Here is an 18,383-nt window from a genome sequence, read left to right on the forward strand (position 1 = left end):
ATTGTTGGTTAAAATGGCCGTTAACGTCGTTATAGTTTTTGTAGCTAGAACAACTAGCTAGCGTCAAACTATGCCTAGTTATCAACCATTTTTCCTGCACAAGTATCTGATCATCTAATTATCCAGATTGGTATTATTGTGCAGCCCAAGGGCCACCATCGGCAGGGTTATTGCCTTTGGTCCACCATTTAGCTTTGTAAGTTACGCCATTGAGGGTAACTAACTTACCACCGGTATAAACCTTGTCTGCGCGCCACTCTTGAGTTGAACCGTCATCAAATTCAGCCCAGACTGCAGAAGTGCCTGGTTTTTCGCCTTTAGTCCACCATTTCGCGGTGTACTTAACGCCATTTACCATTACAGAGTCACCTGTATTGTAAATTTTGTTAGCATCCCACTCGTTGCCAATAGGGGCTGGTTTAACGTTAACTAAAACAGTCTGTTTAACAGTATCAGTACCATCTGAAACTATCACCTCGATGCTAACCGTCGTGTCAGCGGTGACTTTTTCAGCGGTGTAATTGATTACCGCATTGTTGCCAGACTGAGTCAGCTCACCCATGTTACTAGTTATGGTGAGTGTATCTGCCGCGTCTTGGTCCGCAGCGCTAACATTAATCGCAACTGTGTTTCCAGCGACAACCTCAACACTTGCTGGCACAGTTAATGTAGGAGCATTGTTTTCGATAGTGCTGTCGCCGATAACCTTGATCACAACCGCTTTGCTATCTATTTTCTTACCATCACTGACTTTGATGTTAACCGTTAAGGTTTGATCTACTTTAGACGTTGGTGCGGTATAGCTTAGCGTCGCGGTTTTATCGCTCGTTGCTACAACTGTGCCCATATCAGCGCTAAATCTCAGCTTTTGCGTGTCAGCATCGGTAGCACTTAGCAATAATTCAATCGTTGCACCGCTATCGACCGTTTGTGCGCCGGGCACAGTTAATACGGGCGCTGCGCTTGGTGTTGTGTTGTTAAATACATTGTCTACCACGGTGGCTAATGGTAGCGATAGATTGGTACATTCTTTTAGGTAGCGGCCACGAGGTACGTAGCTGCCTTTACATTCAAGATCGCCTGCTACTTGCCAAACAATGACACCGCCTAGGTTGTTATCAACCACGTATTCTGCTTTTAGACCAACTGACTTTTCATTGTCGTAGCTAAGGAAGTAATTACCTTTGGTAAGGTAAGGTACTTTTGCGACATCATCCCAATGTTCAGTCCAGCCTGCCATTTTTTGCTTGATGTAAACATAGTTCGGCTGGCCTTCGTAGTTTTTCCAGTTAGTGAGATCGGCTGCAGATTGCAGCGGACCATCAACGGTAAAGGTCACTTGGCGTTTGTTGGTTTTAGCGCCAACGTCAGCTGGCTCAGACGTTTGTACACCGCGGCCATAGTAGGCAAGACCCATGTTGATTTTACTAGACGTCACATTCTTAGCGGCTAAGAATTGCGCCATTGAATGCCAGTTAAAGTCTTGCGCCGATGCCGTTGGATAAGCATAAAGTGGTGAGTTATGTCCCGCTTTTTCAGACCAGCCACCTTCGTAGTCGTAGGTCATCATGTTGAAGTAGTCCATGTACTGGTCTAGCTTCGGCCAATCAAATCCTTCCAGTTTGGCTGGACTGGCTGCAAACGCGGCAGAGATTTTCTTATCTGGGCCAATCACGCGGCGAATTTCTACTACTAAGTCTTCAAAGTTTTTAAAGTCATCAGGGCGACCATCGAAGTTCATACCACCAAAGCCTGGGTATTCCCAATCTAAGTCAATCCCGTCAAAGCCCATGTCCATTAGACGTTTAACGTCTTGTAGAAAGCGCTCTCGTTTTATGGGGTCGGCTGCCATTTCAGGGAAATGCTTAGACATACTCCAACCACCGATAGAGGCCATCACTGTTACGCCTTCTTGCTCTGCTTTATCAAGCAAACCTAGGGTGCCACCTTCTTTTTTCAGTGGAATAGGCATTTTGCCAGATAGACCCGTTGGTTCGTGAAGCCATTTACCATTAGCGGTTGGGTGTGGCACAAAGCCTTGCGCTGCAATGCGCGCTTTTACTTCTTTGTTACCCCACTCACCTGGGAAGTCGCTGATCATGTCCAGCTCACCCCATAAAATGTGGTAGTCCCAGCTGCTGTAAAGATCTTCGTGTAGTAATGGAGCAGGCTCTTGAACTGAATCTTTTTTATAGATGGCTTTGTTGCGGTAATCACCTGAGTGCAGCGAGCCATCTTTTGCCACGCCAAAGAATGAGAAGTTCAAGATTGAGTACTTGCTCATATCAACGTTTAAGTGAGTGGCTGCGCCTTTTTCAATGCCGTGGTTTGGCATGGTTTTCCAGGCTTCCCATTGGGTGATGTAACCAATGACGGTTTTGTCATGAGCGGGGGCTGCCGCTGCGTAATTAGCTGTTCCAACAATAGCGAGAGCTGCTAGTGCGCAGGCGATTTTTGATTTTTTAAAAACGGTGAAACTCATTAGTTCGTTCCTTGACCAATGTGATTGTTATTGCGAAATCAGCATGATGGCAAGAAAGGCGCAGGTGAGCAGGAAGGGCGCACGAGGTGAGCAAGCATCCGTTATCATCCTAATAAATTGTCGCCATTCCTTGGCATTGTTCGGCAATAAACAGCAGGTCTCCTTGACCACAAATTGCTTTGTTTTGATTTCGCTCTTTGTCCGTAATTTTCAGACAAACTCAATATAGTTAGGCTGAAACTGACATGCAATCAGTCTGAATGTGCTGTTTGAAAGTGGGAAATACTATTAAAGTTAAAATATCATGCTAACTTTAGTGTTAATGTTGGATGTTAGTGGTGGTTTGTTCATTTAACTTTGATGATTTTTATTTTGTTTGTTTTTTATGCTTTTTATTAAGAAATTATTGTTTGTTAAAAACGTTACACTTTTCATGGTTTTTAATGTTAACTATCTTAAATACAAGGTGTTGGCATGTTACTTGGCGAGTCTAAGACTTGATCTAAGACTGTTTGAGTTTAGGAATGAGCTGATTTAATAAACAAAGAAAAGTAGCGTCAGAAGAAAGTAGCAAGGTGGTTTAAAAATATCGTCCAGCCTTGCCAAAGTAGTTATTTATGTTGTATTGGTTTTACCTTGACCTTGTTGTTGCGGTCTCGGCTATTGTGTATTAACTCGTCACTGGCATTTAGCTGCGCCAATTTCGTGCTTCTGTCATACAAGAGCACATTAACTGAAGCGGCGAGATTTAAACAACCTATGGTGGGGATATAAACCACGGCATCGGCTTGATCGATCACTTGTTGACTAATGGTGCCATCTTCAGGGCCAAAAATATAAAGGGCTTTTTCAGGGTGTTCAAATTCGGGCAGTGGTGTTGCCCCCACGACTAAGTCAACACACACCAGTTTTACATCTGCAGGTTTATTGTCTAACAAGCAATTTTGCTGAGTGAGAGGAATACTTGAGCGGATTTTCTTGGTGTCGGTGTTAAGCTTTAAAGTGCGATCGTAACGCTCGCCACTGTAAAGTACGCGGTCAACTTGAAAGCAGCCGGCGGCGCGCATCACCGCGCCAACATTAGTCGCACTTTTTGGGTTGGTTAAACCGATGGTGACGTCTGTGTTTTTCGTCATATTAAGTAAATAGTAGTAAGTCGAGAATGGTGCTCAGTTTACCTGATTTTATCAATCTGTGCTTGTTAGCGCACGACTAAGCCAAGGTAAAACGTAAGCAAGGCTTTTTCCCATATGGTCGACGTGACCACCATCAAATTCAAACAGTTCAACGGCCACTCCCGACTGATTAAACTGTTTCACTAAATTGAGACAGCTTTGGTGAGTATCTTCTTGGCTGCCGATATCAATGGCTATGTTGACGTCTTTTAAATGTTGGCCGTGAGTGGGAATAACGCAATTAAAGGCGTGAGTAGCCAGTTGCTGCCAATCACTTTCTTGTTCAGGAAAGCGGCAATATAGCGGTGGGTTATTCACATCGGGCAGTGCATGTTGTAAGCGACAGATTATAAGGTGTTGCCAGACATCAAGCTGCTCTATGGCAAGCTCGCCTTGAGCGGCTTGCATTAAGGCCGCGTGGTTGTCGCTGAATAACTGTTTAAAAAAAACGGCGTCATCACTGTGTAGGTTGGCTGGGCTCATGGCAAAGGCGTGTTGGAAAAAGCCGGGTTTATAAAAAAGGGTTTTCAGTACGGCGTCTGCTCCTGAACTATGCCCCATCAGCGCGCGATGCTTGGCGCCGCCCAAACACCGATATTCCGTTTCAATGGCATTGACTAAATCATGACAAATAAAGTCAAGCCAGTGGCCCTGAACGTCATTGTTGTTATAGCCAGTGCAGGTAAAGCGAGTACTGTTTTCTGGCACGACTATAATCATCTCTTCAACTTGTTTTGTCGCTATTAGCTGCGCCATGGTCTGGTGCAAACTAGGCTCGCCCGGTTGTTCGGAAAACCAGCCTTTGGCCGTGCCACCAAAACCATGGAGTAAGTAAATCACTGGATAGCGTCGATCGGGTTCTGTTTGATAGCTAGAAGGCAAGTAAACAAGCGTCTCTCGTTCAGGCGTATCTTGCAGTAAGTTGTAGGCTAGCGACGGGCTATGTAAGTTGAAGTGTTGATAGGGTGAAGGCATGATTTTATCGCTCGAATAAATAACAAATAGATTAACTTACCAGCTGTGTTTTGTAATTGATTAATCTTTTATTTATCTGCCTTTGCGTTGGCGAAATAGCCATTCTTATCGCATAGTCTATGGACGAGTTTAATGAATTTTGACGCCGCTTTTTATCGCGCTGGTCGTGGTGGTTTTAGCGTAAGGTTTGGTTTAGAAAGATTTGTTAGGAAGGTATTGGACCACGAAAAATATCATTCCGAGTTAGAAAGCTTTAAATTCTTTGCAGCGGTTTTTTTATGGGAGTGTTAAATGCCTATTGTGTCGCGATATCTTGTTGCGCTTTTGATGGCTACTAGCGGTATTACTTTTAACGCTTATGCTGCCTCGTTGTCGGTGCAAGTGACGGATCAAACGGGGCAGCCACTAAAGGATGCGGTGGTTGAGTTGATTGCCCCTCAAGGCATTGACGTACCCGCGGCGGTTGAACTGAATTACAAGATGGTGCAGCAGAATAAATCCTTTGTGCCATTTGTATTAGCGGTGCCACGCAATGCCGTGGTTGATTTCCCCAATCTTGATGCAACTCGCCATCATGTTTATTCCTTTTCGCCGGCTAAAACCTTTGAAATAAAACTGTATAAGGGCAGGCCTCACGCACCTATTATCTTTCAAAATCCGGGCTTAGTGGCGCTTGGCTGTAATATTCATGACAGCATGCAGGGGCATATTTATGTTGCAGACTCAAGCTTAGTAGCCGTCACCGACAGTAAGGGACAGCTTCATTTTTCTGACATTAATACTGGGTCTTATCAGGTTAAGTTATGGCATCCATGGCAAAAAAAGCATCAGGATCGCGAGACGCTAAAGCTCACCGATAAAGCCGTTTCATTGCGTTTTATGTTACCGATTAATCTGCCTAAGCCGGTGACTAAGCCAGCCAGCTATCCCAATTATCAAGAGAGATAACTATGTTTAAAAGCTACCGAACGCGGTTAGTGGTGGTATTTATTTTGGTGTTAACGGTTGTGCAGTTAGGCACCGCTGTGTCGGTGTTAACGGCGATGCACGAGGATAGATTAAAGCAGCAACAAAAAAGTTTAGACGTGGGGATTAATGTATTTTTAGATGTATTAAAAAACCGCTCGAAAGAACTTAATAAAAGCTTATCGGTACTCGCGGCAGATTTTGGTTTTCGCCAAGCCATTGCAACGGGCGAGCAAGAAACCATTGCGTCGGTGCTGGAAAACCAAGGTAATCGGATTGATGCTGATATTGTGGTGTTGCTTTCTCCTAGCGGTGAGTTAATCAGTGCTAGCCTACCTAGGGTGGATGAGCCCGAAATTAAGGCGTTAAACACCTTAGCCGAAGGGGCAAATAACTTTAGTTCTTCGACTGTACTTGACGTTGATGGGGTGAGCTATCAATTTGTGTTACAGCCCGTTAAAGCGCCTCTGTTAATTGCTTGGGTCGGAATGGGGTTTGTCTTGGACCAAAAAGTTGCGCAAGATGCGCAAGCCATTACTGGGGTGGATGTGAGTTTTATTCATTTTTCACCTGACCAGTCGCCAAGTATTTCTTCTACGCTGGCGAAATCAGAGCAAGCAGACTTTTTGAACGGACTGGCTGAGCTACCGAATATGGCTAAGATGGCTAAAGAAGGCCTACCCAAAAACTACCTGTCGTACTCTATTTTACTTAATGAGAAAAGCAATGATCAGTGGGCAGTCTTGCATTTATCAAATTTGCCGTGGGAGTTGAGTTATATTCAACTGCGCAATAGTTTGTTGCTGATTTTTACTGTTACCTTATCTCTTGCGTTACTGGTTTCCCTTTGGTTGTCAGGCAGTTTAAGTCGCCCGATTATGAACTTAGTGCGCTATGCGCAGGAGATAGGTAAAGGCGAACACCCAGAGCCAATTGTTGACGCGCCCACCGAACTACAGAGTCTGGCTAGCAGCATGAATGAAATGCAAAGCCATGTGGCTTCGCGCGAGGCCGATCTCAAGTATCAATCTTGTCATGACAGTTTAACGGGGCTACACAATCGCGAGTCTGCTAAGCAAATGCTGCGTGAAGTTAATGGTGATTTAGCCGGGCATTTGGTGCTGCTAGACCTTCAGCGTTTTCGCCATATTAACGACATGATAGGTTTTGCTAACGCCGATGCTTTGTTAGTGCGCTTTGCTCGGCGCTTGGAAACGATTACTCCTGCAGCAGATTTTATTGCGCGTGTGGATGGAGATGCGTTTCTCTTGCTATACAAAAACGGAATAAATCGCGAGCAATTGTGCGACACCTTAGATGAGCTTGAGCAGCCATTTCCAGTACGAGGCTCTAATATTGTGCTTACTGTGCGCGCCGGTGTGCTGGACTTAATTCAACATGGCGGCTCGGTTGATGTGATCTTACGCCGCGTTGAAATTGCGCTGGCTAAAGCCTGTCTTGAAAATAAAGCTTTAGCGACTTATTTAGCTGGGGAAGATGAGCAGTATCAACGTGAATTAACGATTATTAGTGATTTGACTGCGGGGTTGGCACAGGGGCAATTTCATTTAGAGTTTCAACCTAAGGTCAATATTCAAACCAATGTTTGTCGCGATGCTGAAGCGTTGATCCGCTGGCAACATCCCGATTTAGGCTTTATTCCACCCGATGAGTTTATTCGTTTGGCCGAGCATTCTGGCAATATTGGCTTAGTCAGTGAGTGGGTATTGCAACAAGCTGTGGTGCAAATAGCTGATTGGCGTAAGCAGGGCTTAGAGCTGAAAGTTGCGGTGAATTTATCGGCTCATGATTTACTTAATTTACAGTTGCCAACCCTTATTCAAGATTTATTGCAACAGCATCAAGTGCCAGCTAGAGCGCTCGCCATTGAGGTGACAGAGGGCGCAGTAATGAAAGACCCACAAACGGTGATTGCAGTATTACAGGTATTTAAAAACCTTGGTATTTCAGTTGCCATTGATGACTTTGGTACGGGCCAATCATCCCTTGCCTATTTAAAAGTGTTGCCAGTGAACGAAGTTAAGATTGATCGCTGTTTTATACAAGACATGCTTTATAACCAAAACGATACCATGATAGTAGAAACGACCATCGCGCTGAGCCACGGCTTAGGTTACAGCGTGACAGCTGAGGGGGTTGAAGAGCAAGAAGGTATAGCTTACTTACGTGAGCGGGGTTGCGATGTGATCCAAGGTTATGTTTATTCTAAGCCGCTTAAAGCAAATGAGTTTTCGAATTGGTTACAGGCTTTTAATCAGGCAAATTCAAGCGCTCCAAACGAGAACCACTCCAAGCCACTGCACAGCTCGTTGTATTAATGTGATGGGTGTATTTCGATCTTGGCGTACTTCTGCGACAATGACCGACTTCACTCGGCCTGTCAGTATTTAGTAGTTATGATAAAACCTTCACTTACATTGCATCAGCGCACCCTGATCCTAGAGCGTTACCCCGTTCGCAACAATGAAACATTACAAGCGTGGGACGCTGCGGATGAATATCTAATTAATCACTGTGAAGAGATCGCATTAGATCCAGAGCGGCCAATATTGATTATTAATGATGGTTTTGGCGCGCTAAGTAATTGGTTTGCAGACAAGGGCAAGGTAAGTAGCGTGACCGACTCCTTTATTGCCAGACAAGCTTGTATTGAAAACCTTAAACAAAACCAATTACCCCATATCAGCATTCAAGACTGCTTGGCCGAGCTGCCGAACAATGTTCAATTGGTGCTGATTAAATTACCGAAAAACAACCGACTACTGACTTGGCACTTGCAGCAGTTGTGCCAATCTTTGCCGGCAGACTGCATAGTGATTGGGGCGGCAAAGGCAAAAGATATTCATAGCTCGACGTTGCGCTTGTTTGAAAAGCATTTAGGCGAAACCAAAACGTCGTTAGCGGTAAAAAAAGCGCGCTTGATATTCTGTTCGCCCAATGCAGATTTGGCGAAGCCTTTACCCCAGCCAATACAATGGTCAGTACCTGAGCATGGTTTAACCTTAAGTAATCATGCCAATGTGTTTTCTAGTGATAGCCTAGATATTGGCGCGCGCTTACTACTTGAGCATATCCCGCAAGACTCAAGCTTAGAGCAGATTATTGACTTAGGCTGTGGTAATGGTGTTATCGGCATCAAGGCGGCACAGTTGAACCCGCAGGCGCATATCACCAGTGTTGATGAAAGCTACATGGCGGCACAATCATGCCAAGAAAATGTGCTGTTAAATGGCTTGGCGGCTGAGCAATTTACCGTGATGGTTAACAACTGTTTAGACGGCCTTAGCGCTAATACTGCCGATTTGATTTTGTGTAATCCACCGTTTCATCAAGCTAATACCATTACCGACCACATAGCATGGCAAATGTTTAATGATTCTCGTCGCGTGCTAAAGCCTAAGCAGTCTCTGATCGTGATCGGTAATCGCCAGCTTGGCTACGGCGAGAAGCTGAAACGCCTATTTGGTAATGCCACCGTGGTGGCGCAAAACAACAAGTTTATTATATATAAATCTGTTAAATAAGCCCTACAGCTTGTGGTAGCCAAACCAATCTGGTTGTAACGGTTGAGATTGTGATAAATGTTCGCCCTCGTAACTCAAATGTATTTGCAATGGGCTGTCTATCAAAGAAACCGGAAAGCAGTCGTCAACGGCTATAAGGTCGTCTTTATGGGCTTGTTGCCATATTGGTTGCATCTTTTTCAGTAACTCATGCCAAGCTCGTTGCTTGGCCTGGTCTGGGCTGGTGGCGACAAATACTCCAAAGCAATGCTGTTCCGCCATGAGTTCTGGATGGTAGCCACCTAGATTCACAAAATACAATTTAAGATCATTACTTGGCTGCTGTGCTAATAATTGAATGCGGTAGCCATTGATGTGGTTAAGCAGTACATAGCTGTCGAGATGGACGCTGCCTTTGTCACCAATCCATTGCTGTTTAAGTTGTTCATAGGTGGCGGTAATATTTTCCCCGTGTACAAATCGCACATCATGAATTTCAATGTGCCCACCACTGATCCGCCCACCTAAATAAGCTAAAAATAGTCGATGCATTAATTCTTACCCACATAAATAAAAAATGTTACGAGAAAAGTGATGAGCTAGCTCTTATTGCTTCAAGTTATTTCATAGCAGGAGTGTGCTTGAAAAGACCGGTAAGGTCGAATAAAGGTTAATAAAAACATGGTCTTTATGTTTTTGTGACTTAAGTGGTTTTTTTTATTTAGATGATCGGCAAAATGAGAACAAATAGCTACCTAATTAGAGGTGTTATTTTTATCAAAGGAATGGATTGAGATGTCATTATTAGATCGAATCGTTATTTGTAGTTCGCTTGGATTATTGTTGTCGGGTTGCGGTGGTGGCTCATCGAGCTCTGAAATCGCGGCAGTGGGCAGCTCTGGAGACGTATGTCAGGTTGCATTGCCTACTTATGCTCAGCAAGCAGGTCAGCCGAGTATTCAATTACTGGGTGATAAAGTGATGTTGCTTAATGTGGGGGACCAGTATGTAGAGCCGGGTGTCGAGGCATTTGATAACGAAGATGGTGAGTTGTCTTCTGCTGTACAAGTACAAGGGTTAGATAAGCTAGACACAGGAAAAGTAGGGGATTATTTACTTAAATATAGTGTTGCAGATAGTGAGCAAAACCTTTCATTGAGTGAGTACCGCATGGTGCGGATCCTTGATGGCGATCGAGTGGCGAGATATAGTCCGCGCTTTTTTACTGAAATGGATGCTATTTGGGAGTTTTATGAACAGCTTCCCGCTAATTTTGGCGAGGATCCCAAAGCCCGCTATCCACTATTAATCAGTAATCATGGTTATGAGCATTCTAAAACCTTTGATACTGATGGCCGCAGTATGAGTGGAATGGATAAAACCAATGTGGTGAAAATGTTTAAAACGGATCAATGGGATAATCAATTGCCCTTTATTGTATTAGCACCACAACGCTGCCAGAGTGCTTTAGGGGATAGTGTAACGGCAAGGCTCAATAGTTTTGTTGAATGGGCAGAGCGCAATTACCCGATCGACAAAAGCCGGATCTACATGACAGGTTTTAGTAATGGCGGTTATATGACGTGGGATTATGCACAGAAGTATGGCCATAAACTTGCAGCTGCAGCGCCGTTGTCTATGGGGTATTGGCTCGATATCTGTCCGGTAAAAGAAGTCCCGATCTGGGCGTTCACTGCTGCTGATGATAACGTGATTCCTAGTGATAATGTCATTAGCGCAGTCGCTACCCTCAAAGCCTGTTCAGGCTCGGTCTCCGAAACCAAGTTAACGGTTTTCCCTAGTGGCGGCCATTTGATTGATGATGATGTTTATAGTCTAGGGTTTATGGGGGAAGGCGCTACAAATTACGATGTTTACGACCAAAGTCTGTTCCAGTGGTTATTACAACATCAAAAAATGTAGTCTTGTTTAGCTCTTATCTCGAAGGGCTTTAATTGAGCCTTTCGGGACCTATCGATAGACCTTCTTAGGTTGAGCTTCTTGGGTTAAACCTTTCGGGTCAACCTAATAGCAGCAGTTCACTATGAAATTGTTTACCATATTAAAGCAATACTGCTAGCAAGTCGGTACTATACGATTTGATAATGGTAAATATTTTAATTTTCATAGGAAGTGACATGAGCTCAATTAACGAAAGATTAAAACAGTTAAAAGTGGTACCAGTGATTGCGATTAATAACGCGGATGATGCCGTGCCACTGGGTAAAGTGTTAGTAGAAAATGGCCTGCCATGCGCTGAAATTACTTTTCGCACCCCCGCTGCAGCGCAAGCGATTAAAAATATGCGCGCAGCTTTTCCTGATATGTTAATTGGTGCGGGCACGGTATTAAACGCGGCCACTGTGGATGCGGCGATTGATGCGGGCGTCGATTTTATTGTCAGCCCTGGGTTTAACCCAACCACGGTGAAATATTGCCAGCAGCGCAATATGCCGATTATTCCTGGCGTAAACAATCCTTCATTGGTTGAGCAAGCTATGGAAATGGGGCTAGATACGTTAAAGTTTTTCCCTGCTGGCCCATCTGGCGGCGTGGGTATGTTGAAAGCGTTAACGGCGGTTTATCCCGTTAGCTTTATGCCGACGGGCGGCGTGTCGGCTGCCAATATTAATGATTACTTAGGCGTTAAAGCGGTATTGGCTTGCGGTGGTACTTGGATGGTGCCGGGCGATTTAATTGATAATCAACAGTGGGATGAGATTGCTCTTTTGGTAAAAGAAGCAGTCGCGGCATTGGCTTAATGTTTGGTGCGTTGATTTAATTAAAACGACTTAAAGTGTTAACTATTTTGTCATGCTTTCGGCTTAATCTTTGTTATATTCCCAACAAGAGATTAAGCCAAAATGAAAAAGCTATCCCACTTAAGCAAATTACCTTGGTTAGAAGTGACAGCGCTGTTATTAACCATCGTGTTTGTGTCTTATGTTAAAGCGTCATCTTTTTCGACTGACGAACGGCTAGAGTTAATGAAGCCTGCGGCAGAAAAGCAGGCTTGGTATATGTTAGGTGAGCGCAAAGCAGGCTAACTAACGTTAAATGTAAATTAAATGAGTAGGCTTGTTTTATTAGCAGCCTACTCATTTAGTCACGACTAAAAGGTGATTTAGGCCAAATTAAGTTCCGCCTCTAACGCTTCCAATTGCTCTTGGGCATCCATCCATTCCATCTCTGCATCTTCAATATCGGCTTTCAGTTGGCGTTGCTGCTCTAATACTTTGGTCAATTTAGCTTTTTGTGCGATGTCGTAAAGGGCACTGTCGTTAAGTTCTAGCTCTACTTCTGCCAGTTGCGCGCTTAACTTATCCATTTGTTTTTCCGCTTTTTCCATTGCTTTTCTGAACGGCTGGGTTTTCTTACGGATCTCGGCTTCTAAGCGCTTTTGCTCTTTGCGATTGACGGCGCTATTAGCGCTCTTTTCCCCGTTATCAGGCGCGGCTTTTTGTTTATCAATTTTCTGCTGTTCGCCAAGCCACTTATGATAATCCTCTAAATCACCATTAAACGGCTCCACTTGGCCATCATGCACTAGGTATAAATCATCTGTGGTGGTACGCAGTAAGTGACGATCGTGCGATACCACGACCATCGCGCCTTCAAAGCTTTGCAGCGCAACGGTTAACGCGTGGCGCATTTCTAAGTCTAAGTGGTTGGTTGGCTCATCGAGTAATAATAAGTTCGGTTTTTGCCATACGATCAGCGCTAATACTAATCGCGCTTTTTCACCGCCCGAGAACGGTGCAACGGGCTCTAGGGCTTTGTCGCCTTGGAAACCAAAGCTGCCTAAATAGTTACGTAATTCTTGTTCGGTTTTATCTTTAGCTAAACGCGCTAAGTGCTCAAGTGGCGTGTCGTCTAAGCGCAAAAATTCAAGTTGGTGCTGGGCAAAATAACCGACTTTGGCATTAGGGTTAAGCTCAAAGTTGCCGCCTTGGGCTTTGATTTCGCCTGCCAGTAGTTTGATTAAAGTGGATTTACCGGCGCCGTTGCGACCGAGTAAACCAATACGGCTGCCGGGCACAAGGTTAAATTTTATTTTTTCTAAAATCAGGGTATCACCGTAACCAGCATAAATCTCTTCCATGGTTATCAATGGCATTGGCAGTGCGTCAGGAGCAAAAAATGAGAAGTTAAATTGGCTGTCGGCGTGCGCTGGCATCGCCAGTTCCATTTTTTCTAGGGCTTTGATGCGGCTTTGTGCTTGGCGCGCTTTTGATGCTTTGTAGCGAAAGCGGTCAATGTAGCTTTGCATATGTGCCACTTGCTTTTGTTGTTTTTCATAAGTGGCTTGTTGTTGCATTAGTTTTTCGGCGCGCTGCCTTTCAAAGCTGGAATAATCACCTGTGTATTCGAAAAATTTATTTTGCTCGATGTGAATTATTTTACCCACGATGTCGTCGATAAAGTCACGGTCATGAGAAATCAGAATTAAGGTGCCAGGATAAGCGTTTAGCCATTTTCCTAACCAGATTACTGCGTCTAAGTCTAAGTGGTTGGTTGGCTCATCCAGTAGCAATAAATCTGAGCGGCAAAGCAGGGCTTGTGCCAAGTTTAGGCGCATACGCCAACCACCAGAAAAATCACTGACGGCGTGCTGCTGTTTTTCATTACTAAAGCCCAAGCCGGCTAATAGCTCAGCGGCGCGGGCTTTAATGGTGTAACCACCAATGGTTTCAATTTGGCCATGCAGGAGGGCGATTTTATGGCCATCTTCGGCGGCTTCTGCTGCGGCAAGCTCGGCTTCATGACGGCGAAACTCACGATCGCCATCAATCACGTATTCAATGGCGCTTTTATTTAATGCTGGAGTCTCCTGCGCCACACTGGCGAGTTGCCAGTTACTGGGAAAGCTTAACTCGCCATTATCGGCATGGAGTTCGCCTTTTAATAAAGCGAAGAAGCTGGATTTACCTGTGCCATTGGCACCCACTAATGCCACTTTTTGGCCGGGGTTGATACTGGCGGTGGCATTTTGTAGCAGCGGGCGTCCGCCGCGAATAAGTTCAATGGCACTGGCTGTGATCATAATTTACTTCAACATTAAAAAATAAGCCGCGATTCTAACACAGGTGTGATAGCAGAAGAAAAACCCTGTTTGATCGGTTACACTGTGGCAAAAATAAAGGGGAGCAATATGAGTAAGAGAAAACGTTTTATTGCTGGCGCAACCTGCCCATCGTGTAACGAGCAAGACACGATAGTGGTGTTTGTTGATCAAAACGTCGAGAAAGTGCAATGCGTTAAATGTGACTACTTGCAGTCCCAAGCCCCAGGTGAAGTAAGTGGCGCCACACGTCAGTTTGAACAAGTGATTGGCGTGTTTAACCCAGACGAAAACTAATTGGAAATTAAGATGAAAGTTGAAAATGATTTAGTAGTATCCATCCATTTTTCTGTACATGATGCAGACGGCGTTGAGCTCGGTACAACCGAAGGCGGTGCTCCTCTTGAATTTATTCAAGGCAGCATGTTTTTAGTACCGGGTCTTGAAGCTGAGCTTGATGGCAAAGACGTGGGTTACAAGTTTGATTTAACCTGTGCGCCAGAAGACGCTTATGGCGAGCATCAAGAAGGCCTAGTACAAGAAGTGCCACGCGAGCTGTTTGAAGCTGAAGGTGGTGTTGAAGTAGGCATGCGTTTTACCGCTGAAACCGACCAAGGCCCACGCCCAGTTGAAATTACTGATGTGAAAGAAAACACAGTAACCGTAGACGGCAACCATATGCTAGCGGGACAAACCTTGATCTTTAAAGGTGAAGTATTATCGGTGCGCGCTGCGACTGATGAAGAGCTCGCCCACGGCCACGTACACAGTGCGGGCGGTTGTGGTCACAACCACGGTGAAGAAGAGCACGTTCACGGGGAGCACTGCAAGCACTAAGTAGTGACCTAGCGTGAGTTAGTGTGAATCAAGAAACCAAGGCTGAGCCTTGGTTTTTTGCATTTAATATCCATGCTTATATGGCGCTTAAAAATGATTTTATGCAACAGCATGAAAAAATTAGCTATTGAGTGGTTTGGAAGCTAACCGATAAGAATAGCTGCCGCGCAGTCGACAGCTTATTTATTCGCTGAATGCGTCAATAACAGAAAGGAATTAGCAAGCCAAAGGATTTATCACAAGTGTTTAACTACAATACTAAAAAACATTTTTAGGTAAGTCTGATGCCGTTAATTTTCTTCGCCTTGTTAGCGTTGCTTTGCTTCTCCCGTCAAGTCACTGCTACTGAAAAGGTATCGGTGCTGGCGCTTGAGTACCCGCCTTATACCAGCCAGCAAAGTGAAGATCTTGGCATTTCATTTGTTGCGTTACGTAATAAGCTTGCGCCACTGGGTGTGGAGCCTGAGGCTATCTTTTTGCCACCAGCCCGAGCGGGTATGCATATGGAGTCGAATGAGTGGTGTTTTAGTTTTTATCCGCCGAAAATGAAAAGTGATAACTATCAGTTTATCCAGTTAGATACTAAGCCTATTGCGTTGTCATTTTATCGTTGGCGTCAGCCTGAGGTCTTTGATTGGCAAGCGTTAAATGAGTTGGTTGGGCTGCGTGTTGCCATGTTGCGCTCGTTTAATAAAGGAGGCTTGTATAAGGTGATTCAGGATGCGGGCTTAGAGGTAAGAGATGTTAATAGTTTAAGCCAAGGCTTTTCTTTACTGGCTAAACGAAGAGTTGATTTGGTGTTTGCTGATAAATATGGCGGCGCGTACATCATGGCGCAATTAGGTATGGATGTGAAAAAGGTTCAATTCGCGCAAACGCCCATTACTGAAACCTTCTTACATGCATGGGGGAATGTAAACTGCGCCGCAGCCAAGCGGCTCGCTTCTGCAGGTTAATTATTTGGCTTAGCTACCTCATCCATGCGGCTGGTATGCGTCTAATAACTTATCACTTGGTATTTGAAAAATGCTCACGATCTCACCCTGAGTTGTAGCCTGTGTGATATTACTCTCCTATTTAGCATTATCTAAGATTGATATGATTCCCAATCTATTGAATAATTTAGATGGTTATTTTTATATTTTTCAAAGGAATGAGTGTGAAAAAGTTGATTTTTATCCCCTTAGCGGCGAGCTTTTTATTTGGTTGTGAAACGCTGCCGAGTAAAGATGTTTCAATGGCTACCTTGTCAAATGATTTACCGCAGAAACAAATTGACGTGGTTTATACCAGAACGCAAATGATCACCACATTTCCTGAAGATGGCTTAGAGCAATTTGATGGTTTATTTGGCTTAGCATTACAGGCCATGGTGGGTAATCCTAAGTATGAGTTAAAAACGATTGAGGAAGCAAAAGACTTACCATTGTGGCAAAAAATACTCATAGTGCATGATAAACAGCCAATGCCAGATCGCATCATTCCGGTTTTGTTTAACCAAGACAATATACGTCTATCTGAAACGCCACTGAAACTTGCAAATAGTCGTGAAGAAACCTTAAACCAAGTGATCAAGGCTTCTCAGGCCGATTACATCGCCCTTGTTGAAAATAGTGGTATTTTTGGCCCAAGAATACTCAGTCCATTAACCCAATACATTACCTATGCCAGTGAAGTAAAACTCATAGAAACAGCCTCAGGTGCCGTAGTTTGGCAAGACAAGTGTCATATTGGCCCTGGTGAAGGGGACGGACAAGAAGTACATCGTGATGATGTTTTTAAAGGGGAAGGTAAGCAACTAGAGTCTGCGATGCAATTTGTCGCAGAGGCTTGTATTGCAGAGTTAAAACCTAAACTGGCAACGATTGGTTTGTGACATTTTTACTAAGAAAGCGGTATCAACCGCTTTCTTAGTTTAATTCGCTCTTTATTATCCCTTACCCGGCGCACTCGAGCCGGTTATTTTCACCTTGTTCACTTTTACAAACCGCGGGCAAGCTATGCTGCTGGCGCTGCGCATGCCATAAGTGCTCGACATGTTAACGTGATGGAGTTGACTCGATAACCATTCGATTTGATTAAAGATACGATGGTAAGAGTCATTGATACGTTGATTGTATAAGTGCGCTTTGATTTCGCCGTTTGCAATTAAAAAGGTGCCAAAGCGGCTGCTGCCGGTGAACTCACCCTTGGCGGCGTTGGTTAAATTCATGTAATGAATAAATGAAATAAATAAGGTTGGTTTAGCGCAGCTTTTTACCATGGCGGCAAAGTCAGCGGGGCCGTTGCCTGTGGCCACTTTAATGCTGGCCACATCCATATCATTATTGCGCGCAATGCCAAAGCGATCGCAGTCGTCTTTATCACTGTAAAACTGATTGCTTAATACGCCATTACTGATCAGGGGAAAGGGCTGACGCGCTATACCATTTTCGCCAACGGGACGAGCAAATAACACCTCGGGATCGGTTGGATCATCAGTGATAGTAAAATTATTGCCAAACAGCTGGCTGCCGATTTGATGTTTGTCTTGTTGTAACATGCCCATGCCGTATTGGTAAGTTTCACCGTGTAGCGCCATGTAACCGAGATAGTTAATGAGATCGCCAAAGGCATCGGCATGGAAGATGACATCATATTCACCGGGCTCGATATCTTGACGGGGCGTATTGGTGAGCAGTTGGTAGCTGGCATCTAGTTGTTTAATCAGCGAGTTAGCGTCGAACTGATTTAATGCCTCACCAACATCGGCGACGCGCAGTTCTTTTTTGTCGTGGTCTAGTAGTTGTAACACTAGCTCGACGTTGTAATCACTGCCTTGGTAAGCTACTGGCGCGTCGACTAAGGTGTTGATGATTGCGTAGCTGTAAACACCGGCAGAAAAGGCACCTGATACTTCAACGTTGCCATGGGCAAAGTGCTCACCGCAGCGTCTAAAGAGATCCACCATCACTTTTGAGTCGAGGTTAATCAGAGCCCCATCAGCATTAAAGCGGTTGAGGTCGCCTTGGACAATCGCCGCCATCGGGCTCATATGGGGTACTTCTGGCATCAGTTTAACCCGTTCATTCAGGGTTGATACCAGTGTTTTGAGTTTATCGCTGTCGTTGGCTTGGGCGGTGGTACTGCCTGAAATTTTACGCTTACCGGCTTGGATCTCGACAAAGTATTTCTCACCTTCTTCTGACACGTTAAGGGAGATTTGACTGCGGCCGCAGCGCACCATGTGTGAACTTTCTTGGCGGTACGTGATACTGCCAGTGATCCCCTCATTTTTCATAAAGGTGTTGATCTCTGTGAGTAACTTCAGCACAGGTTGCATGGTGGTGTGCATCGCTTTGTGGGTAGATTGTTTGCTCATG

General features: G+C 44.6%; 17 protein-coding genes. 11 read left to right on the forward strand and 6 right to left on the reverse strand.

Annotated features, from left to right (window positions below):
• Window positions 1-133: 133 nt before the first annotated feature.
• The 3 genes from K6Y31_RS07435 to K6Y31_RS07445 form a co-directional block, all read right to left on the reverse strand.
• Window positions 134-2,482: a glycosyl hydrolase family 18 protein gene (locus K6Y31_RS07435; RefSeq protein ID WP_233052175.1), complete on the reverse strand. Its 2,349-nt coding sequence runs from the start codon at window positions 2,480-2,482 to the stop codon at window positions 134-136.
• Between the two features lie 611 nt (window positions 2,483-3,093).
• Window positions 3,094-3,618 carry an RNA methyltransferase gene (locus K6Y31_RS07440; RefSeq protein WP_233052176.1) on the reverse strand — a complete coding sequence of 175 codons (525 nt, stop codon included), beginning with the start codon at window positions 3,616-3,618 and terminating at the stop codon, window positions 3,094-3,096.
• 51 nt (window positions 3,619-3,669) lie between these two features.
• Entirely contained in the window at window positions 3,670-4,632 is a 963-nt protein-coding gene (locus K6Y31_RS07445; protein WP_233052177.1) for an alpha/beta hydrolase, read from the reverse strand.
• A gap of 132 nt (window positions 4,633-4,764) precedes the next feature.
• On the opposite strand from K6Y31_RS07445, the gene K6Y31_RS07450 reads away from it, so the two are divergent.
• The 4 genes from K6Y31_RS07450 to K6Y31_RS07465 all read left to right on the forward strand — a co-directional run bounded on the left by K6Y31_RS07450 (window position 4,765) and on the right by K6Y31_RS07465 (window position 9,143).
• A complete protein-coding gene (locus K6Y31_RS07450; protein ID WP_233052178.1) occupies window positions 4,765-4,923 on the forward strand; it encodes a hypothetical protein in 159 nt (52 codons plus the stop codon).
• Complete coding sequence (locus K6Y31_RS07455) at window positions 4,924-5,580, forward strand: cupredoxin domain-containing protein (RefSeq protein ID WP_233052179.1); 657 nt, start codon at window positions 4,924-4,926, stop codon at window positions 5,578-5,580.
• 2 nt (window positions 5,581-5,582) lie between these two features.
• Complete coding sequence (locus tag K6Y31_RS07460) at window positions 5,583-7,937, forward strand: bifunctional diguanylate cyclase/phosphodiesterase (protein ID WP_233052180.1); 2,355 nt, start codon at window positions 5,583-5,585, stop codon at window positions 7,935-7,937.
• Window positions 7,938-8,015: 78 nt separating this feature from the next.
• Entirely contained in the window at window positions 8,016-9,143 is a 1,128-nt protein-coding gene (locus tag K6Y31_RS07465) for a methyltransferase (RefSeq protein ID WP_233052181.1), read from the forward strand.
• A 3-nt stretch (window positions 9,144-9,146) separates the two neighbouring features.
• Here the strand turns inward: K6Y31_RS07465 and K6Y31_RS07470 are convergent, their stop codons facing one another.
• The gene (locus K6Y31_RS07470) at window positions 9,147-9,674 is read right to left on the reverse strand and encodes a DUF1543 domain-containing protein (protein WP_233052182.1); all 528 of its coding nucleotides are present in this window, start codon (window positions 9,672-9,674) and stop codon (window positions 9,147-9,149) included.
• A gap of 243 nt (window positions 9,675-9,917) precedes the next feature.
• Here K6Y31_RS07470 and K6Y31_RS07475 point away from each other — a divergent pair, with 243 nt between their 5' ends.
• The 3 genes from K6Y31_RS07475 (at window position 9,918) to K6Y31_RS07485 (ending at window position 12,169) form a co-directional block, all read left to right on the forward strand.
• On the forward strand, window positions 9,918-11,045 hold the full coding sequence (locus K6Y31_RS07475) for an immunoglobulin-like domain-containing protein (protein WP_233052183.1): 1,128 nt from the start codon (window positions 9,918-9,920) through the stop codon (window positions 11,043-11,045).
• Between the two features lie 215 nt (window positions 11,046-11,260).
• Window positions 11,261-11,884, forward strand: coding sequence for a bifunctional 4-hydroxy-2-oxoglutarate aldolase/2-dehydro-3-deoxy-phosphogluconate aldolase (locus K6Y31_RS07480; RefSeq protein ID WP_232799836.1), 624 nt, complete (start codon window positions 11,261-11,263; stop codon window positions 11,882-11,884).
• 102 nt (window positions 11,885-11,986) lie between these two features.
• A complete protein-coding gene (locus K6Y31_RS07485) occupies window positions 11,987-12,169 on the forward strand; it encodes a hypothetical protein (protein WP_233052184.1) in 183 nt (60 codons plus the stop codon).
• 77 nt (window positions 12,170-12,246) lie between these two features.
• On the opposite strand, the gene K6Y31_RS07490 is transcribed toward K6Y31_RS07485, so the two are convergent.
• Window positions 12,247-14,166, reverse strand: coding sequence for an ABC transporter ATP-binding protein (locus K6Y31_RS07490; RefSeq protein WP_233052185.1), 1,920 nt, complete (start codon window positions 14,164-14,166; stop codon window positions 12,247-12,249).
• 108 nt (window positions 14,167-14,274) lie between these two features.
• Between K6Y31_RS07490 and K6Y31_RS07495 the strand changes: the two genes are divergently transcribed.
• The 4 genes from K6Y31_RS07495 to K6Y31_RS07510 all read left to right on the forward strand — a co-directional run bounded on the left by K6Y31_RS07495 (window position 14,275) and on the right by K6Y31_RS07510 (window position 16,897).
• Window positions 14,275-14,481 carry a YheV family putative zinc ribbon protein gene (locus tag K6Y31_RS07495; protein ID WP_233052186.1) on the forward strand — a complete coding sequence of 69 codons (207 nt, stop codon included), beginning with the start codon at window positions 14,275-14,277 and terminating at the stop codon, window positions 14,479-14,481.
• A gap of 12 nt (window positions 14,482-14,493) precedes the next feature.
• Complete coding sequence (gene slyD, locus K6Y31_RS07500) at window positions 14,494-15,021, forward strand: peptidylprolyl isomerase (RefSeq protein ID WP_233052187.1); 528 nt, start codon at window positions 14,494-14,496, stop codon at window positions 15,019-15,021.
• Window positions 15,022-15,305: 284 nt separating this feature from the next.
• On the forward strand, window positions 15,306-15,977 hold the full coding sequence (locus K6Y31_RS07505; protein ID WP_233052188.1) for a hypothetical protein: 672 nt from the start codon (window positions 15,306-15,308) through the stop codon (window positions 15,975-15,977).
• A 203-nt stretch (window positions 15,978-16,180) separates the two neighbouring features.
• Window positions 16,181-16,897, forward strand: coding sequence for a hypothetical protein (locus K6Y31_RS07510; RefSeq protein WP_233052189.1), 717 nt, complete (start codon window positions 16,181-16,183; stop codon window positions 16,895-16,897).
• Between the two features lie 54 nt (window positions 16,898-16,951).
• On the opposite strand, the gene K6Y31_RS07515 is transcribed toward K6Y31_RS07510, so the two are convergent.
• Window positions 16,952-18,382, reverse strand: a complete 1,431-nt coding sequence (locus tag K6Y31_RS07515; protein ID WP_233052190.1) for a metallopeptidase TldD-related protein — start codon at window positions 18,380-18,382, stop codon at window positions 16,952-16,954.
• Window position 18,383: the final 1 nt, after the last annotated feature.

Origin of the sequence: Motilimonas cestriensis (genome assembly GCF_021295315.1) — a bacterium.
Lineage (GTDB): Bacteria > Pseudomonadota > Gammaproteobacteria > Enterobacterales > CBDFNC01 > Motilimonas > Motilimonas cestriensis.